The sequence below is a fragment of the Rhizobium sp. BR 362 genome (genome assembly GCF_036528765.1).
In the GTDB taxonomy this organism is placed as follows: domain Bacteria; phylum Pseudomonadota; class Alphaproteobacteria; order Rhizobiales; family Rhizobiaceae; genus Rhizobium.
On sequence record NZ_JARWGH010000026.1, the window covers coordinates 13,325 to 32,856 of the forward strand.

The following is a 19,532-nucleotide window of genomic DNA, read 5'->3' on the forward strand; positions in this document are numbered from 1 at the left end:
TGCACGACGATTTTCGCCAGCTTTCGATCTCGCAGTTATTATTCCGCCCTTCGTCGCTGATCAGCTATTATGCTGGCAAATGAAAACGCTCCGCGTCGCGGTTTTGACCATGGACTGGAGGGCACATGTTGCAACGAAAGTTGGCAGCTATACTGGTGGCCGACGTCGTCGGTTATTCTCGGCTCGTTGAGCAGGACGAAGGCAAGACGCTCGCGGCCTTGAGCAATTTGCAAAGTACGCTGATCGAGCCTCAGCTCACCGAGCATGCCGGACGCATCGTCAAACTGATGGGGGACGGGATCATTGCCGAATTTGCCTCGGTCGTTGAGGCCGTGTTCTGTGCGATCAAGATTCAGAATGCGATCGCGGCGCAACAGAACCCATCTGATACCAGCGGCAACATCGTCTTTCGCATCGGCATCAATATCGGTGATGTCGTCGTCGAAGGCGAGGATCTGCTCGGCGATGGCGTGAATGTAGCGGCAAGGCTGGAGCAAATCTGCCCGCCGGGGGACATACTGATTTCGGGTAACGCATATGAACATATCGCCGGAAAGATCGCCGCGACCATCGAATATGTAGGAGAGCAGCAACTTAAGAACATCTCAAGGCCGATCAAAGCCTACCATGTGCCGCTCAGTGGGTCCGCTTTCGTCTCGCCCAGAGTTTCGACTTTGAGCAGACCGGCGGTCGCCGTCCTGCCGTTCGAAAACATCTCAGGCGATCCGGAACAGCTCTATTTCAGCGACGGCATCACCGCAGATATCATCACGGAACTTGCCCGTTTCACAGAGTTAATGGTGATCGCAAGAATCTCGTCATTTGCACTTCGCGGCCGGACGACGGATTTGCGCGAGATCGGGCGGCTTCTTAATGCTGGTTACGTTGTCGAGGGCAGCGCCAGGCGTGCCGGCAACCGGGTGAGGATCACGGTGCAGCTCGTCGAAACGGTCGGCGGGACGCATCTGTGGGCGGATCGCTACGACCGGTCCATCGAAGATATCTTCGCCGCGCAGGAAGAGATAGCTCAGAGCATCGTTGCGATGGTGGCGCAACGCGTCATTGATAATAACGAGCTGACCTCTCGCAGACGCCGTCCGGAGGACATGCGCGCATATGATCTCTTCCTACAGGGCAATCGTCTTTCTGATGATTTCAGGGCAGGTGCTCAGGAGAGCGCAGAGGCGCTGTTCAAACGCGCTGCCGAGACGGACCCCAGCTTCGCACGAGCCCATACGGGTCTGGCTTACATCTATCTCAATCGCGCATCGGATGGTGACATTGGTGTTCCGAGGGATTGTGATGAGAATCGGATCAAGGCCCTGCGGTCAGCAGAGACAGCTTTTGCTCTCGATCCAAGTGATCCTCGGGTTCAGTGCACATTGGGCTATATATGCCTGACCTGGAGAGACTTCAAAAGAGCCGAGCACCATCTCGATCTGGCGAAATCAATGAATCCCAATGATGCGACGATTCTGATCCTGTGGGCATGGATGCAAGGTTCGCTCGGGCGGCCCGACAAAGGCCTCGCCGGCGCTGACATAGCCTACCGGCTGAACCCGCTCTATCCGAGCTGGTACAACTACTATAAATCTCGATTACTGTTTCTTTCAGGGAGGTACAGCGAAGCGGCGCTCCTTCTGGAACAGAGAACATTTGACACACCGGAAAGAGAGCCGCGGGACATGGCCTGGCGCGCCGCATCCTACGCTCATCTCGGCCGGATCGAGGATGCGGAAAAATGTGCCATTGCCTTTCTCAAATTGGTCGGCTCGCGGTGGCGCGGGGACGAGGCTGCCAGTACAGCTGATTACGTGAACTGGCTCGTCGATGTGTCCTATCTGAGCCAAGAGCGGGATGTTTCTCGGTTGCGCGAGGGACTGAGGCGCGCGGGCTTGCCAGCCTGACCGAAGATTAAACTGGCACGGTGTGTCGAACCTGAAACGCTGTTATTTGACGTCTGGTTTAGCCGTTGAAGGGATACGAAGCCGCGGCACCCGGATTTGTACCGCACCCGATGCCTTTAGGGCACAACAACATCACGTGACGAAGGCACGGATTCTATTTTCAACCAATCTGACGAGGGAAAGCGCCGCCATATCGGAGGACTTCGGTGGGAGATCCTCGACCGAGATGACACCGTGCCGATTTCCACCGCACCCGCACGAATCGGCTGCTGGCTGCCGATGAAAAGCATACTGCCGGCCAGCGACCTGCCGCGGTCGGCAGCCTTACGGACGCGGGCGAGTGCCGCTTTTGCCGGTCATTGAAGCCGGTTTCGCGCTTCAGCAGGCCGAGGCTGCCTGTGATTGACGCCTGCTTCGTGGCTGACTTGGTGGGTCATGCGCATGATGCCGTCGAGGCGTTGGATCTTCGCCGCCTCGGCTTCCTGCGGTCGATCTCAGTGATAAGTTACGCTTTCCAAACTCGCCACGGACGACGAGTTCGTATCTGTTACCTTTTGCAAGAGGGTCGGCGACGAGACGGCTGGTCTGGCTCGGCAAGGAAACTGCCGCTCCGCAGTTTCATGATGCCGCCACCAGAGATCGATCTGGCGCTTTTGCCGGGCGAGGATGATCCCGGCCTGCTCTCCGACCGGTGTGTGCTGCGCCACCGCCAATGCCGGCCGGGTAACGCCGAGATGATACGGTCTTCAGCGACGGAGAAGTCGGTTTGCAAAATCGGAACCTCCAACAATGTCTCACGTTTAGAAAAAGGCGGTAAAAGAACATGATCCGGCTCGCTATTGTAGTTTTGTCGTGTGTGACAGCCTTCAACAGTGTTGTCACACCCGCCGAAGCCTTCCCAATCGGCAATCCACCCCAGGCGCAAACGTCCGACGTTCTGAATGTCCAGTACAGAGGCGATCGCGGCAATATGCGCGGCGAATGGAACCGCGACTACTGGCACCGCCGGCATTACGGCGACCGCCATCGCGGATATTACGGCCGGGGAGGATACTATGGCCGTCGCTACTATCGCCATCACCATCATGACAATGCTGGCGCGATCATCGGCGGTCTCGCAGCCGGCGCCATCATAGGTGGGATCATCGCCTCACAACAGCGCGCCTATGTCGGCAGAGGCGGGCACACGAGCTGGTGCTACTCGCGGTATAGATCATATCGGGCCTACGACAATACGTTCCAGCCCTATAACGGTCCCCGGCGGCAATGCTACTCGCCTTATCATTGATGTGAACTGCGGGTTTCGGAAAAGTCCGCATAAGATTTCCGGTGATCTCCGGATAGAGTGCCCTCCAACCTGATCATCAGGCCAGCGGCGGTTGTCCGGTGATTATGGCGGTACTACAGGGCGCGGCGCGAAATAATCGATATCCTGGCGCTCGTCCTGCAGCACTATGAGCAGCCCGTGCTCTCGGCCGCCGCATTCCGTGTACCGGGGCGCGCGGCATTGAATGCTGTATATCAGAATGTTCTGTGCACTTTGGGTGGTTCAAAAGGCATGGAATACCGGCCTATCGAAAAGTTCCGATACGGCTTAGCGACACTTCTGGTGAGGCGCCCACATCTCCGTTGCCATGCGAAGACCGCCCATGGTGGAGCGAGGCTGTCGAAAATTATGCCGACGCCGTTCGGTTCCGCGACAAACTGCGGGTCGAGGGGGATGACGGACAGCTGATCGCGGAATGCGAGCAACTCTGCCGTCAGCTTGAGGATGAGCTTGAAGGCTATTTCACCGCCGCAGGGGGACAATGAAGCCCTTCAACGAGCTCTAAAAAATTCTCGTCTCACTAGGATATATGCTCAAACGGCGATCAAATCGTCCTGCACAGAGCTTAGAGATTTCTAGCGAAGCAAAAACACTCGATAGATGGGCAACGAACGCCTTGACGTTGGGGCTATCGCGCCGACTGTCTGGCAAAGGAGCGGTGATTGTGGCGCGGGGCCGCAAATCTTACCGCAGCGGCGGCACGAGCTCTCCGCGTCGGGCATAGGGTGCGGCAACAAAGGTGCGAGTGACACCAATGCCGCCGCCGGCCGCCATTATGGCGGAGACCGCATGGCCTGACGATTGAGACATCAAGACAAGTTCAATGCAATTTCACGTGCGGGCGGAAAGATCGACCGCTTTGCCAGGAGAGAAGGAATTGAACGCCGGCCAAGCTCTCCGACTACCGAAACTCCTCCTCGGCCAGATTTTTTGACCTATTCAGCCGGGGCGGTTCCGACGATGACACCATCAGGTTCGGTGCTGAGCCAACGGTAAAGCATACCGCCGATCACGCCGCCGGCAATCGGCGCCAGCCAGAACAGCCACAATTGCTGAATGGCCCAGCCGCCAGCAAAAATGGCGACGCCCGTGCTGCGTGCCGGATTTACGGACGTATTCGTGACATCGATGCTGATCAGGTGGATGAGCGTCAGTCCGAAACCGATGGCGAGCGGCGCAAAGCCAACGGGTGCTTTGCCATGCGTTGCACCCATGATGATAAACAGGAACACCGCCGTCAGCACCAGTTCCGCAAGGAAGCACGCGAACATGCTGTAGTGGCCGGGCGAGTGTTCGCCATAGCCGTTTGACGCGAAGCCCCCGGAGAGGTCAAATCCGGCTTTGCCGCTGGCAATCAGATAAAGCAGGCCGCCGCCGACAATGCCGCCGACGACCTGAGCGATGATGTAGGGAACGATCCGGTTTACCGGGAACCGGCCGCCCGCTGCAAGGCCGATAGTGACGGCGGGATTGAGATGGCAGCCAGAGATATGGCCAATTGCATAAGCCATCGTCACAACCGTCAGGCCGAATGCCAACGCCACGCCAAGATATCCGATCCCGACATTTGGTAGGCCCGCCGCGATAACGGCGCTGCCGCAACCACCGAACGTCAGCCAGAACGTACCGATCGCTTCAGCTGTGTATTTCTTCATCGTCATAGCAACCCTCTCAATCCAAGATAATGCCTCGCCATCGCAGCAGAAGCGGGATGCAACCTACCCCTGATAAATTGCGCGAGGCATACCATTGCCTGTCTCTCGAGGACGGCACCCTCAACCAAGAGTCATGGCAGCCCGCTGCTTACGAGTTTCCAAGTGCTGCGAGGCGGCCAACGGCTCCCGCAAGGCCTTTGAGAGAGATCGGGAGGGTGACCTCCTTCGCATCCATCCTTTGGAGCTTGATCTCGAGCGACGAGCTGGTTTTCAGGGCGACCACCGTTTTTGCGTCAAAGCTCAGAGGCACGAGGCACCCTGCCGGCAGGCAGGTCGAAAACCTTAAAGGCTTCTGTGGCGCGGCATCATCAATCTGAAGAACGACACCTGCATCGAGGGCAAGCCCAAACGGAAGGACGAGGTTTCCGGCGAGCGTTCCATCGGCATTCCTGCGCAGTTCGATCGCCATCATCCGCTGCCCATTCTGCTGTGTCTGCTGCTGGGAAACGGCACAATCGGTCTGAGGCACACCGTGGCAAGCAAGACTCCAATCCTGGTATGTCTCTTGCAGGGATGAGGCACCGTTCGGCAGCTTGAAAACACCGTCTTGGGCGGATGCAGACCCAGCCAATGCCAGCAGAGACCCCGCCGATCAACGCACCGGCGTCGCCGTCGTCGAACGATCCATCCAGCCCGGCTTCAAACTTCCAAGTTGTGGCGGTATAGTCGGCTCCCGCGGTCGATGTCTCAGGCTCGAAATTTCCATGAGCCGCCTCGATGCGCGCCCAGATGGCTTTGCCGCCTGCCGGCGCCTGGTCGAGCATATCGGCACCTTGAGGCATGGTCTCGCCGGTGCCCCATGTCCGATTGCCGGTACGTTGCTGCAAGGTACCGAGCTCATTGAAGCTCTGCAGCACCCCGGCATAGGCCTCGTATAGCGGCACCCTTGGCGCATAAAGCGGCTGCTGCTGCGGATCCGACAGTGGATCGGTAGGATTGGCAGCAGTGCTGTACGTGGAGCGCAGATACCAGTCCCCATCAGCCGGCATCGGGCGCGGCTGGGTGCAGATAAAGAAGGGGGATCTATGACGGCCCCGGAACCGAGCCAGCATTGGGCGCCGCACGTATGCCGAGCCTGTCGGTAATGGGCGGTGTCTTTTTCCTTCGCCAGTGAGCCTGCTAGCGCGGGCTTTGCGAACAGCCCTTTGAAATCGGTCTCGTGCCCGATGAGGCATCAATGGCCGCGTGTTGTCTTTTTCCGACGAGGGATTATTGGCAAGTGCTTGACCACGAACGGGTTCGCTAATAGCGGCCATGCGCTGGCCAGCTTTGCGAGGTGATATTCGTTGTGAACTCCTTGCTCATAAAGAGTTACAACGATTGCCGCCGCTCGCTCAGCTTCATCTGAACTCTTCAGATTCAATATTGAGAGGACCTGCCCGAAAGGTCGCGCTGTCCCAAGATTTCATCGTGGTTTCGAATATATCTGTTAACCATCGAGCCATCCATTGCGGTGTTTCGTGAGGCTTGATGCCGGTGACCTATCTCGCACCGCGACAAATTATCTGTTCACTACCACCACCGTGAACCCGTCGTGCTCAAAAAGGCGGCGTACAACGCAAATTTACAAGCTGTCCTCGCAAGCTACCCGCGGGCGGAGGCGTTATGGTCGCTCGTTCCTCGCGGCCTCGGCGGCCGATCAGATGCCTCTTGCCTCATCAGCTGTCAGCGCGGTTTCCCGCGTGCCGGACACAATTATCTCCAAGACCTCGTGCTCGTCAGTATTCTTGATATAGCGGTCGCCGACATACTCCCCGCGCTTGAGGACCATAACGCGATCACCCACAGCAAAAATGTCGACCAAGCGATGCGAGATGATGATCTGGGCAACACCCTGTTTCTTCAACTCCAGCATGGTTTCAAGCAGCCGTTCGGTTGCCATCACGGACAGGTTGGCGGTCGGCTCGTCGAGAATCACCACACGCGGTTCGAACGAGATCGCCCGGGCGATCGCCACGGATTGCTGGCGGCCGCCAGACAGGCTCTCAACCTTTTGATAGACGGAGTTGACGTCTACTTTGAGCCGCTTCAGCACGCCATCGGCTTCCGCATACATCTTCCGCCGATTGACAAAGGGGCCTTTAAGCGGCCAGCGGCCAAGAAATATGTTTTGGCCGACGTCCATGTTCCCGCAAAGCGCGAAGTCCTGGTAGATCATTTCGATGCCGACATCGCGGCTCTCGTGCGGGCTCTTGAAATGCGCCGCTTGCCCGGCAACAAGGATTTCGCCCGCATCCCGTTGATAGGCACCGGTCAGGATTTTCATCAGAGTGGATTTGCCGGCGGAGTTGTCGCCGACCAGGCCAAGAATTTCCCCGGGATAGAGCACGAGGTCGACTTTGCGGAGCGCCTGCACTGCTCCAAAGGCTTTTTCAATGCTCCGCATTTCCACAATCGGCTTTCGTAGTGTCGCGTCAGCCATGGATGCCTTCCCCTGTTCTCGCGCCCCTTGCGAGGCGCGCCCGCAGGTGTCCGAAAATATTGGCCTGGCGCACCCATATATCGATCAGCACCGCGACAATGAGGATGACGCCGATAAATACGTTGATCCAGTGCTGCGGCATGCTGAATCCCTGGACGTTGAGTTGAAGAAGTGCCCGGACGAGCGTGATTACCGCCGCGCCAGCCAGTGAACCGATCACCGTACCATAGCCGCCGAAGATCGATCCGCCGCCAATGATTACCGAAGCTATGGCGTCCAGCTCACGGAACTGACCGGCAACCGGGTTGAAGCTGCGGAAGTATGCGACGTTGATGATGCCGGCCATGGTTGCGCAGAGCGCCGAAAGCATGAGCGAGATGAAGCGAACCCGGTTCGTGTTGATGCCGGCATAGGCAGCGGCACGAACGTTGCCGCCAGCGGCGCAAACCTTCAGCCCGAACGGTGTGAAGGCTAGTACGATGCCGGCGAGGAGCGCGACGAAAAACATCCAGATCGTCTGGACGCTAACAACCTCGGCCACCGTCCGAAAAATTCCCGGCGGCAGGATCAGACCAAAATGAAGGAGAACGTCATTCATTTTACGACCAAGAAGGTTGTAACCTTCTGGCCAGCCGGTCAGCTGTTGTCCTGCGACAAACCAAGCGGCCATGCCGCGCGCAATGTAAAACATGCCGAGCGTGGCGATGAAGGCGGGGAGTTTGAAGCCGATTGTCACGACGGCGTTGACGAGTCCGGCGACCATCCCTACCAGCAAAGCCATCGCAACTGCAGTGAACGGATCGGCGCCCAGCACCTTCAAGAAATAGGCTGCGGTGCTGCCGGCCAGGGCGAGCACTGCGCCAACCGAGAGATCGATGTCGCCGGCTGCGATGACGTAGGTGAGCCCGACTGCAATGATTGCCAGTTCCGTGTAGTTGAGCAGGATGGCGAAGGTGTTGGACAGGTACCACCAATAGTCCGGCCTTAGGGCGAGCCCCGTCAGCCACAATACGGCTGTGAGAATAATCGCGAGAGCGTCGCGGCGGGCGAAAAATTTGCCGAGTCCCGTGGCAGACAGTGCCGTGTCGGTCGCCATGGCGCCCTTGGTCTGGACGCCCTCAAGTGCCACGCCACCCATTTCATAAGCTGGTGGCGGCGGGCGGCGGCGCAGCCACGCCCAAAGTCGGCCCGCGATCTGGCGCCGAATGAGGATTGGCTCGACAAGCACGGCCATGACAAGAAGGAGACCTAGGAAAACCAGCACTGCGCCCGCGGGCAGCGTGAACTTGGCGCCGACCGCAATACTTTCACCGTCGATGACAACAGTCCGCGTGATCGGCCAGCCTTCGCGCAAGACCTTATCGATCAGGACGACGACCGCAGTGCCAAGGCACGATCCGATGACGCGCCCGCGCCCGCCAAGGATCGACGCGCCGCCAATGATGACCGATGCTATGACGGTGAGCTCCCAGCTTACGCCGTAGAGAGGGGTCACCCCCTTATCCTGGGCAGCCGACAGCAGAGCCGCAAGAGTGGCGCAGAGCGACGAGAGCAGATATGCGCGAATGCGCACCCAGCGCGTGCGAATGCCGGCATAGACTGCCGCCTGCTCGTTTCCCCCGGTGGCGAAAGTCTCGTAACCCCAGCGGGTTCCAGCAAGCACATAGGCCCCGATGAAAGCGATAAGGAAGAAGATCGCAATCTGATTGTTGAAGCCGAGAGCATTTGTCTCCCCCAGGTGGAAGAGCAGCGGATGGTCTTTCGTCTTATCTGAGTAGTAGATCGCTTGTCCATGCGTGAACGCGAGCACGAAGCCGCGACCGATAAAAAGCATTGTCAATGTCGCTATGAACGCAGGCACCTTCAGGATCGTAACGAGCGCGCCGTTGATCAAGCCAATTGCCGTACCCAACAGCACGCAGAGGATCACCGACGTCGTAACGCTGAAATCGAGAAAGTTCGGTGCAAAAAGCCTAGCGAAGACCACAGCGACCAACCCATACGTCGATCCGACCGAAAGATCGAGATCCCTGTTGGCGATCACAAACGTCATCCCAACCGCGATGATTCCCACACGGGAAGTGTCACGAAGAAGCGCGTGCAGGGCTTCCGTTGATCCGAAGAAGGCCGGATTGACGAGAGCGCCGCCAAAGTAGAGCAACGCAAGGAAGATCAGCAGCCCGACCTCCCAGCCGCCAGCGAGCTGAGGTGGCGCACGGCCCAGCGATGTCGTCGCAGTAAGCGCCATGATCTACCAATCCTTGCCGCCCGCCTTGCAGGAGGGCTTGTGCCCTCCTGCATTCTCCAGATGCTTCGAGCGGTTTAGTTTTCGAAGCGCTTGCCAACCTTTGCGACCGTATCCTTCGTCACGAGCTGGGCTCGCGTGTCGAGATTGGCGGCCGAAATGCCACGGTCAATTTGCAGGTAGAGCTGCATGACAGGCCAGAAGCCCTGCAGGAAAGGTTGCTGCCCCAGCGAGCCGGTCAGATTTCCGGCGGCAATACCTTCCTGCTGCGCCGGGCCGAGATCGAATCCGAAAGTACAGAACTTGCCGGTCCGCCCCATCTGAGCCACGGCTTTGACGAGCGGCGGCGTAAAGACGTTGTTGGCTGTGAAGGCGCCGACCACGTCACCACGCGACTCGAAGAGCGAAACAAGTGCGTTGACCGGATCGTTCGGATTGGTGTCGATGCCGACATTCTCCGGACCGGCGTCAACTTTGAAGGCGTCGAGTTTGCCGGCGTCCTTCAGCGTCTTGACGATCGCGTTGAAAGCGGCGGTCACGCGGTTGTTCACCTCGATGTTGCCCATCGCAGTGGAGGACGGCAGCACAATCGAGCCGCTGGTCGCTCCGCTCGCTAGCACGCATTTTGCCAGCGCCTCGCCGCCGATTGCCGCGGCCGATGCGTCCTGACCAGTATGGCTTATGCGGCTCCGGTCCAGGATGTTCGGATCGAACGAGTTGGTCGTAGCGACTGGGATGCCGGCCGCTTCAGCGGCCTTGACGATATCGTTATAGGCGCCGACCTGCGGCGTCGTCATTATAATCCCGTCGATGGTCGGATCTTGAACGATCTGGTTGAGGATCTCGATCTCCCGGGCGGGATCGTCCACAGGCGATTCCGAACCGAGCAACAATATCTTGGCACCGATCATGTTGCCGGCGACGGTCGCGCCCACATAGACAGGGTCAAAAAAGCCATTGCCCGCCGTATGCGTTACAATTGCGAAGGTCAAATGACCATCAGCCGAATGGAAATTCTTCGTGCCGGGGTCTTCCTTGGCGGCTTCAGCGAAATTGTAGCCGCCAACCGCTTTCTCGACGCTGCCGGACTGCGCAAATGCATGCGAGCTGCCAAGTGATAGTGCCGCGGCCGATGCCGCGTACAGCAAAATCCGCCTCATGTTTGGTCCTCCCATGAAACCAAAGGAGGAAAGCCGTTCGAGCGCAGTTTATCGAGAGCGGGGCCGAAGGCTTCCTCCCTAACTTGCTAATATTCTGCGCTATTCCGATGCAAGTAAACGATGAACTCATCGTATTGGCGAACTTGTTCGCCTCAGAAACATCCGATGATCGTTTTTTCGCGGAATCCGACTGGTCAACTCTCGGTAAAGCTGGGGAATATCCTGGCAGCTCAGGTCCGACCGCCCGCTCCGCAGGACGTTGGCACTCATTCCTTAGGGGCAAACTGTGACTTGTCTTCGGTATGGACACACGTCGGCTGGTTTTGCAGTTGAGATCCCATCAGGGGTGAGTAGCGGCCTGCCCGGTGGCAGAGTGAGGTCGCTAGAAAACTCTCTGGAGGCCAACCATGCCGATGACAGCAGATCAATCTCAAGCGCAGACCGCTACTCTCGTCGATCTTGGCGCAATTTTCGTCTCGTTGGAATTAAGCAAGTCAACATGGCTGGTGACGGCTCTGTCACCTGTCAGCAAGAAAATGTCCCGCCACACTGTCACTGGAGGCGATATCGCCGGTTTGCTTGCGTGCTTTGCARCACTTCGCCAGAAGGTCAAACGGCGAAAGAACMCATTGTACCCATTGGTCGTGATCCAAGAGGTCGGGCTGGATGGCTTCTGGTTAGGACGGGCGCTGAGCAAGGAAGCTTGGATAGAGAGCCACATTGTAGAAGCCGCATCGATTTTTGCCGCGCCGGCATCGGCGGGCGAAGACCGACCGCATCGACGGTGAGACGCTGATCCGCGCTTTGATTGCATGGAAAACCTCGCGCGGCTGATCGCCCGCTTCAAGCTTGACGGTGGACAATCGGTGCCGCGCAGCGCCACGTTGGACAACCGTCCGGTCGCTTCACCGGCGCGCGCGCTCGGCCGCAGGCTCTCAAACGCCTTCTCGGGCAACGCTGCGCTCGCTGCCAAGGGTGACTGGAAGGAGTTTTGATGAACGAAACCAAGTGGTCATGAGGCGCAAAGAGACATTGAAGATCATAGTTCCTTATCTTGGCGATCTGCGGCTCTGAAACGGAACTAGTTCGACCGAGAATTCGACGGGGGCAGCGTTGGTGCCGCTGCCCCCGTCATTCAGTTTAAGCTTGACGGCCTTTTCCTTAACTAAACGTTCTAGCGATTAGATGCTTAATTGTGCTTGAGCCTGTAAGGTAAGGTGATAAATGCAGCGGAATGATCTCGGCGACCTGAACGTTTTCCTCGCCGTCGCGGAGCCTCACGCGCCACGGCGCGATTGGCCCAGTCACAGTCATCGCTGAGCCAGACCGTGCGTCCCGCTCAAGTACCGTTTCCCACCGCCTTAGCTAAAGAAAGGTATTTCAGCTTCTTCGGCCAAAACGCCCGCCGTGTTTCGCCGGCAGAGATTTTGTCGTCATGCGCATTCATCGGTGCTTGTTTGGGTCGAATATTTGCTCGTTTCTTTTCCCGGCCGCTCCTCCAACATGTATTCCACCGCCCTTTTCGCACCGCCTATGGTAAGATACTGGCCACCCCCGTAAGTTTCGATCGCACTAGCAGCGCCCGCCAGGAGCTCGGATGTCTCGGCGTCATGGTAAATAAATTTTTCTCCTGGGAAACTCCACTCCCCCTTGAATCCTTAAGGCGCTGAATTACATACAAATTGTTGATCGCCCTATGGGGATTGACACAAGTCCAGGAGACGCCGGTCGCTCTTGGCGTCTCCTTGTATCCATGTTGCTTATAAGGAGGATATGGCTATGAGGACAAACCTCGATTTCTCTCCCCTGTTTCGGTCAAGCATCGGCTTCGACCGTATGTTAAACGCGCTCGAGGCCGCAAGCCGCGCCGAGATGGTCGACAACTGGCCCCCTTACGACATAGTGAAGAACGGTGAAGATGACTACCGCATCGCCATGGCTGTGGCCGGCTTCTCGCAGGACGAGCTGGCGATAACGCAGGAGCAGAACCTGCTCATCGTCTCGGGGCAAAAGGCGAATGGTGAAGAGGCTTACTATCTGCATCGTGGCATCGCCGGCCGTTCGTTCCAGCGTCGGTTCGAACTGGCCGACTACGTGAAGGTGGTGGGCGCGGGTCTGGTCAACGGTCTGCTTACGATCGATCTCAAGCTTGAAATCCCTGAGGAGATGAAGCCGCGTCAGATCGCGATCGGAACCGATGTGGCGATGCCGCAAACCAAGCAGATCGAGGCTGACAACCAGGCGGCCTAAGGCTTGCTCGACCGCAAGGCACGCACCAGGGCGCCGGGCCTCGCCCGACGCTTTTGGACAGCGCTTTGCTTGTTGAACCTACGGAAAGGAGAAAAACCATGAGTGTTCGTGACCTAATCCCCATGCGCCGCAACGATGGCGGAAAGGCTGTTGTTCGCGATGACGAACGTGATCCTTTTCTGTCTCTACATCGCGAGGTGAACCGGCTGTTCGACGACGTCTTTCGCGGCTTTGGGTCCGGCCTGACATCTTTCAGCAGCGGCTCCCAGTTCGGGGCCGGTTGGCCGAGTGTCGAGGTCTCCGACTCCAACAACCAAATTAAAGTGACGGCCGAGATGCCTGGCCTTGAGGAGAAGGACGTTGAGGTCCTGCTGGAGGACGGCGTCCTGACGCTGAAGGGCGAAAAGAAGTCGGAGACCGAAGACAAGGAAAAGCAGTTCTCCGAGCGCTATTACGGCCGCTTCGAGCGCCGAATTCCGCTGGGTGCCGAAGTCGAGGACGATCAGGTGAACGCCACGTTCAAGAACGGCGTGCTGACCGTCACCTTGCCGAAAACCGCGAAGGCGCAATCGCAGGTCAAGCGCATCACCATCAAGAGCTGATCTAACGAATGAGCGGCGGCCGGCCAGTTTGGCAGCCGCCGCCCACGTTAATGTGCAACCGACCGATAAGGAGTAATGAACGATGCTAGAGTCCCTGTCTTCGAACAACCGGACCGCTTTCGATATCGTCAATATCGTTGCCGGTCTGGTTCTGTTGCTGTCGCCCTGGCTGTTCGGCTTTACAGGCGAGCCCTCCGCCGCCTGGAATGCCTGGATCGTCGGCATTGCGATCGCGGTGATCGCAGCCGTGGCACTATATGCTTTCTATGAACCCGAGGAATGGATCAATGTGGTGCTAGGCATCTGGGCCGTGATCGCGCCATGGGCCCTCGGCTTCTCCGCAATCACAGCGGCAACCTGGGTGCATGTCATTGCCGGTATTGCGGTCGCAGTCCTGGCGGCCGGCAGCATCTGGTTTAACCATAACCATCCACTATCCACCACTTAGGAAATAAGGACGGGCCCGTCTCGGGCCCGGTTCTTTTCAACGCTTTAGGCGCCAAAACGTGAGGGAAGGTGGTATGCAAAGACCTGCGTACCGCGCGGATGGTCCTCCTATAGATCGGTGAATCCTCATGGATAAGGCCGCCGGAATGAGCACAGAGGTACGGAGTTGCCACCTTAAAGCAACTCACCGTGGCTCTAGCGTCGACGCATGCGGCAGACCATCGCCGCTTTACGAGCAGTCCACACTTCTAGCCGCCCCGCGCGGAGCAGCGCCGCATCGAACGACGCTGCCGAACAATCCCTAGTTTGGTATAGGCGGATCGTACCGCCAAGAGTTACAGAGAAGCGGTGCGCTGGGGTCGCATCGGATGCCTGTTCGGCCTAGCCTTCCAGGGCAACATGACGGCTGGCATTCCTGCCTCGAGGCATGCGGCTATGAACGCCTCCCGCGCTAAGACCGCGGGAACAACGCCATTGATTGCGCCGCGGCAGTTCTTGACCGCCCGCTCGTGGCGCTCGCCATTGCGCAAAGGCCACTCGTTCTCCAAAAAATCCAATGCGTCATAGACGCCCGTGAAAGTGCGCTCCAGGCCACACTGGAGCCGGATGGTTACCGGCCGGGTCCAAGGGACATCGTTCAGCGGCATATTTTTCCTCCTTTCATGCCACCAATGTTCGCCTGAAATTGATATTGTGCGAGCTCACCGCTCCTTCAAGATCCTGCGCGTAGACGTGAGCGATGAAAGAGTGCGGCCGGCTTATCTCTGCCGATTCGGGCTTCCATACGAAGCCGAGCTAGAGCAATCCGGGCTTCTTGTTGCGCGCTCGTCATCCTAACGGACGGCGAGCGCCGAAGCGCGTTTTAGTGCACGGAATGACTGATCATGTGGTAAGGATGGACTGCCTTGAACTGCGAGATCATCGCAGTTGCCTGTTGCAGTACGCGCGCGGCATTTTCGGGTTCGTCGCGGGCGAGTTCATCGGCATTGACGCGGATTGCCTCTGCCATATTGGCCGAAAGTGCGGCAAAGTGCCTGTTGCCGTCGAAAAGGGCTTCGCGTGCCGTACCCTCCAGGGTGCGGGCGATGTCGACGAAGACCTCTTCCCGTTCCTCGATGCTGAGGTCTTTGATAAATTCGATTTTTTCTTTCATATCGATCTCACTCCGAACAGACGTGCGATAGTAACCGAGCTCATCAAGCCTCGGCTAGCTAACAGCTAGGAATGCGAAAATCTGGATTCAAGTCCCATTGCCGCTTGACTCGCCGCCGGACAACTCCTCCGCAACGACATGGCTGCGCGAACGCGACCACAGGCTTTTCAGAATTGGAATGTGGTAGCGGACGCCGGTTCCTTACACGCCAGTGTCCCTACCCCAATTACGAGCGAAGTTGCGGGCTAAAAAGGGGAGTTTGTTGCCCCTTTTCATTGGTTTAGCAGTCGTCACTCTAGAGTGCTAATTTTTTCGTTTTCTCCTCTTGAAATCGAAAATTCCGGAAACCAGATCATTTCGCGCAAGGCGCTCGTGTGAGGTTTTGCACCCGCCCGGACTGGTTATCCGGTCCGGACAGGGGAACAACATCGTCATCGTTTATGTACTGGAGGAAAGCATGTCGTTCCGACCGCTTCATGATCGCATTCTCGTCCGCCGCGTCCAGTCTGAAGAAAAGACAAAAGGTGGCATCATCATCCCCGACACTGCCAAGGAGAAACCGCAGGAGGGCGAAGTCATTGCCGTCGGTGCCGGCGCACGCAATGAGGCCGGACAAATCCAGCCGCTCGATGTCAAGGCCGGCGATCGGATTCTCTTCGGAAAATGGTCCGGCACCGAGATCAAGATCGACAATGAAGATCTGCTGATCATGAAGGAAAGCGACGTCTTGGGCATCATTGATGCCAAGGCAGCCGAGAAAGAGGCGGCCTGAAACGGCGCAGGGCAAATTTTCACCAGTCAAACCAAGCTGCCTAACGAGGAGTGAAGATATGGCTGCTAAAGACGTCAAATTCAACATCGACGCTCGTGAACGTATGCTGCGGGGCGTCGACATCCTTGCCAATGCGGTCAAGGTGACGCTCGGTCCGAAGGGCCGCAACGTGGTCATCGATAAGTCCTTCGGCGCTCCGCGCATCACCAAGGATGGCGTCACCGTCGCCAAGGAGGTCGAGCTGGAAGACAAGTTCGAGAACATGGGCGCACAGATGCTGCGTGAAGTCGCCTCCAAAACAAATGATCTTGCCGGCGACGGGACGACGACTGCGACGGTGCTTGCTCAGGCCATCGTTCGCGAAGGCGCCAAGGCCGTTGCCTCCGGCATGAACCCGATGGACCTGAAGCGCGGCATCGATCTTGCAGTCGACGCCGTCGTCAAGGAACTGAAGACCAATGCACGCAAGATATCCAACAATTCCGAAATCGCTCAGGTTGGCACCATTTCTGCCAATGGCGATCCAGAGATTGGGCGGTATCTCGCTGAAGCGGTGCAGAAAGTCGGCAACGAAGGCGTCATCACCGTTGAAGAAGCAAAGACCGCCGAGACCGAACTCGAAGTCGTGGAAGGCATGCAGTTCGACCGCGGTTATCTCAGCCCGTATTTTGTAACAAACGCCGAAAAGATGCGGGTCGAATTCGAGGAACCGTACATTCTCATTCATGAGAAGAAGCTGTCGAATCTGCAGTCGATGCTGCCGGTTCTCGAAGCGGTCGTACAGTCCGGCAAGCCGCTTTTGATCATTGCCGAAGATGTCGAAGGCGAAGCACTCGCAACGCTCGTCGTCAACAAGCTGCGCGGCGGTTTGAAAATCGCGGCTGTCAAGGCTCCTGGCTTCGGCGATCGCCGCAAGGCGATGCTGGAAGACATTGCCATCCTGACGGGCGGCACCGTCATTTCCGAAGATCTCGGCATCAAGCTGGAAAACGTCACGCTCAATATGCTGGGACGGTCCAAGAAGGTGTCGATCGAAAAGGAGAATACGACGATCATTGATGGCGTCGGTTCGAAATCGGAGATTGATGGCCGGGTTTCCCAGATCAAAGCCCAAATCGAGGAAACCACGTCGGACTACGACCGCGAGAAGTTGCAGGAACGTCTTGCCAAACTCGCCGGTGGTGTCGCGGTCATCCGCGTCGGCGGCTCGACCGAAGTGGAGGTGAAGGAAAAGAAGGACCGCGTCGATGATGCACTGCACGCAACCCGTGCGGCCATTGAAGAGGGCATTCTTCCGGGAGGCGGTGTGGCGCTGCTGCGCGCCATCAAATCGCTGGACAATCTCACGACCGAAAACGACGACCAGCGCGTTGGTGTCGATATCGTCCGCCGCGCCATTGAAGCACCGGTTCGGCAGATCGCCGAGAATGCCGGTGCCGAAGGCTCGATCATCGTAGGAAAATTGCGCGAAAAAGCCGATTTTTCGTTCGGCTGGAACGCTCAGACCAACGAATTTGGGGATCTTTATGCTCAAGGCGTCATCGACCCCGTCAAGGTCGTGCGTACCGCGCTTCAGGATGCAGCCTCGGTCGCCGGTCTGCTGGTAACGACGGAAGCTATGATCGCCGAGAAGCCAAAGAAGGAAACCGCACCTGCTTTGCCGGCAGGGGCTGGGATGGATTTCTAAGGGGCTATGGTCCGCCCGCTTCGGTGGGCGGACCTTACCCCGCAACGAACGGGATGAAAAACCATAATAATCATCTTCTGCAAGGAGGCGAACGCGATGCGAAAGGTAAACGACACGAATTCCGTATCTCAACAAGCTGCCACGGCAGCGATCAGCGCCGGACATCTGCTGCACCCAGCAATGCACTTCGGTCACCCGCGTGAGGTTCTGACGAACGAAAACATCAGCAAGGATGAGAAGCGAGCAATCCTTGCCTCATGGGCGTCCGACATATCCGCGATCGAATCCATACCGGCCCTTCGGCGTTATCCCGGGATGAGCGAGATCGTCTCCTACGACGAAATCCTTGCGGCCCTGAAAGCGTTGGACGGCGACGATCAAAGCCACGCGACGCAAAATTCATCCCCCTCCATCGACACCAAAAAGACGAACCGCCGAAGACTACAAGTACGTCAATCGGTCGGCTTCGGCCTGTGCAGCTATTGGAAAGGAGGACGTGCCAGACAACCGTTCGAGATTTAGAAGCTCCATCTGTGCCCCTGCGTGCTTTTAGGGACGCGGGCATGGTTTTTGCCGACGACTCTTTGCTTCTCCAGGAGGTTTTGCCGATGAAGATCGCTCAGATCGCACCGCTCGCCGAAAGTGTTCCACCGAAACTGTACGGGGGAACCGAGCGTATTGTCTCCTATCTAACTGAAGAACTCGTCCGCCAAGGCCACGATGTCACACTATTTGCTAGTGGTGATTCCGTTACCAGCGCAGAACTGGTGCCGTGCTCGGGCGTCGCGCTCAGGCTCGACCCCACCGTGAAGGATCCCCTACCGCACCAGGTGATCATGTTGGAGGAAGTCCGCCAGCGGGCGCGCGAATTCGACGTGCTGCATTTCCATATCGATCTCATGCATTTCCCGCTCATTAGGGAGTTTGCAGACCGAACCGTGACAACGCTGCATGGGCGTCTTGACCTGCCAGATCTGCGTCCGATCTACAGGGCTTTCCCCGATCTTCCGCTGGTGTCCATCTCTAACGACCAGCGTCGCCCAATGCCGCCCGTCAACTGGTCGGGAACAGTTTATCACGGCTTGCCCCTCGATCTGCTTCCCTTCACAGAAAAACCAGCCGGAAACTATCTCGCCTTCCTCGGCCGAATTTCTCCGGAAAAGCGCCCGGATCGCGCCATCCGAATTGCCGCTAAGATGGGAATGCCGCTGAGGATTGCGGCCAAAATAGACAATGCCGACAAGGCCTATTGGGAAACCGTGATCAAGCCGATGGTGAAAAACCAACCGAATGTAGAATTCGTTGGTGAGATTAACGAGCATCAGAAGGCAGCCTTCCTTGGCAATGCGGGCGCCCTGCTCTTCCCGATTGACTGGCCTGAGCCCTTCGGTCTCGTCATGATAGAGGCAATGGCGTGTGGCACACCCGTTATTGCTTTCCGTTGCGGTTCCGCTCCCGAAGTAATCGATGAGGGCATCTCCGGCGTGTTGGTCGATAGCGTGACGGAAGCAGTGGAAAATATCGAGTGGGTGTTGCGGTTTGATCGGCGCAAAGTACGGGAGAAGTTCGAGGAACGCTTCAGCGCCGAACGGATGGCTCGAGACTATCTCAACATCTATCGGCAATTGCCTGGCACGCGGACGCAAGCTGCACCGCTTCGCCGCGCGAATGGTCAGTCCCTAGATCTTCAAGTCGTGGCATAGGAAACGGAGCGGAGAGAAAATTGAGGGGCCGCGCCGCCTTGAGCTGGCTTTTTCCACTCGGCACAATCGGCTCAGTCTGAGCAGACAGGTTTCCCTCTCTTGGGGCACCTGTCTTTGTCAGCCTCCTGTGCTTCGGAGCTTC

Annotated in this window: 17 protein-coding genes and 3 pseudogenes; 11 read left to right on the forward strand and 9 right to left on the reverse strand. The window is 57.6% G+C overall.

What is annotated here, in order from left to right; all coding sequences use genetic code 11:
- Nucleotides 1-125: 125 nt before the first annotated feature.
- A complete protein-coding gene (locus QDY28_RS23335) occupies nucleotides 126-1,907 on the forward strand; it encodes an adenylate/guanylate cyclase domain-containing protein (protein ID WP_331383955.1) in 1,782 nt (593 codons plus the stop codon).
- Between the two features lie 230 nt (nucleotides 1,908-2,137).
- Here QDY28_RS23335 and QDY28_RS23340 read toward each other — a convergent pair.
- A pseudogene (locus QDY28_RS23340) lies at nucleotides 2,138-2,392 on the reverse strand (two-component sensor histidine kinase); the annotation flags it as partial.
- 338 nt (nucleotides 2,393-2,730) lie between these two features.
- On the opposite strand from QDY28_RS23340, the gene QDY28_RS23345 reads away from it, so the two are divergent.
- On the forward strand, nucleotides 2,731-3,195 hold the full coding sequence (locus QDY28_RS23345; protein ID WP_331383956.1) for a BA14K family protein: 465 nt from the start codon (nucleotides 2,731-2,733) through the stop codon (nucleotides 3,193-3,195).
- Between the two features lie 974 nt (nucleotides 3,196-4,169).
- Here the strand turns inward: QDY28_RS23345 and aqpZ are convergent.
- The 6 genes and pseudogenes from aqpZ to QDY28_RS23375 all read right to left on the reverse strand — a co-directional run bounded on the left by aqpZ (nucleotide 4,170) and on the right by QDY28_RS23375 (nucleotide 10,776).
- Complete coding sequence (gene aqpZ, locus QDY28_RS23350) at nucleotides 4,170-4,895, reverse strand: aquaporin Z (RefSeq protein ID WP_331383957.1); 726 nt, start codon at nucleotides 4,893-4,895, stop codon at nucleotides 4,170-4,172.
- Between the two features lie 142 nt (nucleotides 4,896-5,037).
- Nucleotides 5,038-5,520: an invasion associated locus B family protein gene (locus tag QDY28_RS23355; RefSeq protein ID WP_331383958.1), complete on the reverse strand. Its 483-nt coding sequence runs from the start codon at nucleotides 5,518-5,520 to the stop codon at nucleotides 5,038-5,040.
- Nucleotides 5,521-5,578: 58 nt separating this feature from the next.
- A pseudogene (locus tag QDY28_RS31040) lies at nucleotides 5,579-6,205 on the reverse strand (autotransporter outer membrane beta-barrel domain-containing protein); the annotation flags it as partial.
- A 383-nt stretch (nucleotides 6,206-6,588) separates the two neighbouring features.
- The gene (locus tag QDY28_RS23365) at nucleotides 6,589-7,371 is read right to left on the reverse strand and encodes an ATP-binding cassette domain-containing protein (RefSeq protein ID WP_331383960.1); all 783 of its coding nucleotides are present in this window, start codon (nucleotides 7,369-7,371) and stop codon (nucleotides 6,589-6,591) included.
- Entirely contained in the window at nucleotides 7,364-9,619 is a 2,256-nt protein-coding gene (locus tag QDY28_RS23370; RefSeq protein ID WP_331383961.1) for an ABC transporter permease, read from the reverse strand. Before QDY28_RS23370 ends, QDY28_RS23365 begins: the two co-directional genes overlap by 8 nt.
- Before the next feature lie 74 nt (nucleotides 9,620-9,693).
- Nucleotides 9,694-10,776 (reverse strand): substrate-binding domain-containing protein, encoded by a 1,083-nt coding sequence (locus QDY28_RS23375; RefSeq protein ID WP_331383962.1) that lies wholly within the window; start codon nucleotides 10,774-10,776, stop codon nucleotides 9,694-9,696.
- Between the two features lie 407 nt (nucleotides 10,777-11,183).
- Here QDY28_RS23375 and QDY28_RS23380 point away from each other — a divergent pair.
- The 5 genes and pseudogenes from QDY28_RS23380 to QDY28_RS23400 all read left to right on the forward strand — a co-directional run.
- Nucleotides 11,184-11,595: pseudogene (locus QDY28_RS23380) on the forward strand (IS110 family transposase); the annotation flags it as partial.
- Nucleotides 11,589-11,771 (forward strand): hypothetical protein, encoded by a 183-nt coding sequence (locus tag QDY28_RS23385; RefSeq protein ID WP_331383963.1) that lies wholly within the window; start codon nucleotides 11,589-11,591, stop codon nucleotides 11,769-11,771. The pseudogene QDY28_RS23380 and the gene QDY28_RS23385, both read left to right, overlap by 7 nt.
- Before the next feature lie 784 nt (nucleotides 11,772-12,555).
- Complete coding sequence (locus QDY28_RS23390) at nucleotides 12,556-13,026, forward strand: Hsp20 family protein (RefSeq protein WP_331383964.1); 471 nt, start codon at nucleotides 12,556-12,558, stop codon at nucleotides 13,024-13,026.
- A 98-nt stretch (nucleotides 13,027-13,124) separates the two neighbouring features.
- Complete coding sequence (locus tag QDY28_RS23395; RefSeq protein WP_331383965.1) at nucleotides 13,125-13,628, forward strand: Hsp20/alpha crystallin family protein; 504 nt, start codon at nucleotides 13,125-13,127, stop codon at nucleotides 13,626-13,628.
- An 82-nt stretch (nucleotides 13,629-13,710) separates the two neighbouring features.
- Nucleotides 13,711-14,076 carry an SPW repeat protein gene (locus QDY28_RS23400; protein WP_331383966.1) on the forward strand — a complete coding sequence of 122 codons (366 nt, stop codon included), beginning with the start codon at nucleotides 13,711-13,713 and terminating at the stop codon, nucleotides 14,074-14,076.
- A gap of 334 nt (nucleotides 14,077-14,410) precedes the next feature.
- Here the strand turns inward: QDY28_RS23400 and QDY28_RS23405 are convergent, their stop codons facing one another.
- Nucleotides 14,411-14,722 (reverse strand): DUF982 domain-containing protein, encoded by a 312-nt coding sequence (locus tag QDY28_RS23405; RefSeq protein WP_331383967.1) that lies wholly within the window; start codon nucleotides 14,720-14,722, stop codon nucleotides 14,411-14,413.
- Between the two features lie 215 nt (nucleotides 14,723-14,937).
- Nucleotides 14,938-15,228, reverse strand: a complete 291-nt coding sequence (locus QDY28_RS23410) for a hypothetical protein (RefSeq protein WP_331383968.1) — start codon at nucleotides 15,226-15,228, stop codon at nucleotides 14,938-14,940.
- Nucleotides 15,229-15,685: 457 nt separating this feature from the next.
- Here QDY28_RS23410 and groES point away from each other — a divergent pair, with 457 nt between their 5' ends.
- The 4 genes from groES to QDY28_RS23430 all read left to right on the forward strand — a co-directional run bounded on the left by groES (nucleotide 15,686) and on the right by QDY28_RS23430 (nucleotide 19,390).
- Nucleotides 15,686-16,000, forward strand: coding sequence for a co-chaperone GroES (gene groES, locus QDY28_RS23415; RefSeq protein ID WP_331383969.1), 315 nt, complete (start codon nucleotides 15,686-15,688; stop codon nucleotides 15,998-16,000).
- A 58-nt stretch (nucleotides 16,001-16,058) separates the two neighbouring features.
- Nucleotides 16,059-17,687, forward strand: coding sequence for a chaperonin GroEL (gene groL, locus QDY28_RS23420; RefSeq protein WP_331383970.1), 1,629 nt, complete (start codon nucleotides 16,059-16,061; stop codon nucleotides 17,685-17,687).
- A 96-nt stretch (nucleotides 17,688-17,783) separates the two neighbouring features.
- Complete coding sequence (locus QDY28_RS23425; RefSeq protein WP_331383971.1) at nucleotides 17,784-18,209, forward strand: hypothetical protein; 426 nt, start codon at nucleotides 17,784-17,786, stop codon at nucleotides 18,207-18,209.
- Nucleotides 18,210-18,295: 86 nt separating this feature from the next.
- The gene (locus QDY28_RS23430) at nucleotides 18,296-19,390 is read left to right on the forward strand and encodes a glycosyltransferase family 4 protein (protein ID WP_331384000.1); all 1,095 of its coding nucleotides are present in this window, start codon (nucleotides 18,296-18,298) and stop codon (nucleotides 19,388-19,390) included.
- The last annotated feature ends 142 nt before the right edge of the window (nucleotides 19,391-19,532 follow it).

Coding starts and splice junctions, on each gene's coding strand:
- QDY28_RS23335 (WP_331383955.1), top strand. CDS start 126: ATGTTGCAACGAAAGTTGGCAGCTATACTGGTGGCCGACGTCGTCGGT.
- QDY28_RS23345 (WP_331383956.1), top strand. CDS start 2,731: ATGATCCGGCTCGCTATTGTAGTTTTGTCGTGTGTGACAGCCTTCAAC.
- aqpZ (WP_331383957.1), bottom strand. CDS start 4,895: ATGACGATGAAGAAATACACAGCTGAAGCGATCGGTACGTTCTGGCTG.
- QDY28_RS23365 (WP_331383960.1), bottom strand. CDS start 7,371: ATGGCTGACGCGACACTACGAAAGCCGATTGTGGAAATGCGGAGCATT.
- QDY28_RS23370 (WP_331383961.1), bottom strand. CDS start 9,619: ATGGCGCTTACTGCGACGACATCGCTGGGCCGTGCGCCACCTCAGCTC.
- QDY28_RS23375 (WP_331383962.1), bottom strand. CDS start 10,776: ATGAGGCGGATTTTGCTGTACGCGGCATCGGCCGCGGCACTATCACTT.
- QDY28_RS23385 (WP_331383963.1), top strand. CDS start 11,589: ATGGAAAACCTCGCGCGGCTGATCGCCCGCTTCAAGCTTGACGGTGGA.
- QDY28_RS23390 (WP_331383964.1), top strand. CDS start 12,556: ATGAGGACAAACCTCGATTTCTCTCCCCTGTTTCGGTCAAGCATCGGC.
- QDY28_RS23395 (WP_331383965.1), top strand. CDS start 13,125: ATGAGTGTTCGTGACCTAATCCCCATGCGCCGCAACGATGGCGGAAAG.
- QDY28_RS23400 (WP_331383966.1), top strand. CDS start 13,711: ATGCTAGAGTCCCTGTCTTCGAACAACCGGACCGCTTTCGATATCGTC.
- QDY28_RS23405 (WP_331383967.1), bottom strand. CDS start 14,722: ATGCCGCTGAACGATGTCCCTTGGACCCGGCCGGTAACCATCCGGCTC.
- QDY28_RS23410 (WP_331383968.1), bottom strand. CDS start 15,228: ATGAAAGAAAAAATCGAATTTATCAAAGACCTCAGCATCGAGGAACGG.
- groES (WP_331383969.1), top strand. CDS start 15,686: ATGTCGTTCCGACCGCTTCATGATCGCATTCTCGTCCGCCGCGTCCAG.
- groL (WP_331383970.1), top strand. CDS start 16,059: ATGGCTGCTAAAGACGTCAAATTCAACATCGACGCTCGTGAACGTATG.
- QDY28_RS23425 (WP_331383971.1), top strand. CDS start 17,784: ATGCGAAAGGTAAACGACACGAATTCCGTATCTCAACAAGCTGCCACG.
- QDY28_RS23430 (WP_331384000.1), top strand. CDS start 18,296: ATGAAGATCGCTCAGATCGCACCGCTCGCCGAAAGTGTTCCACCGAAA.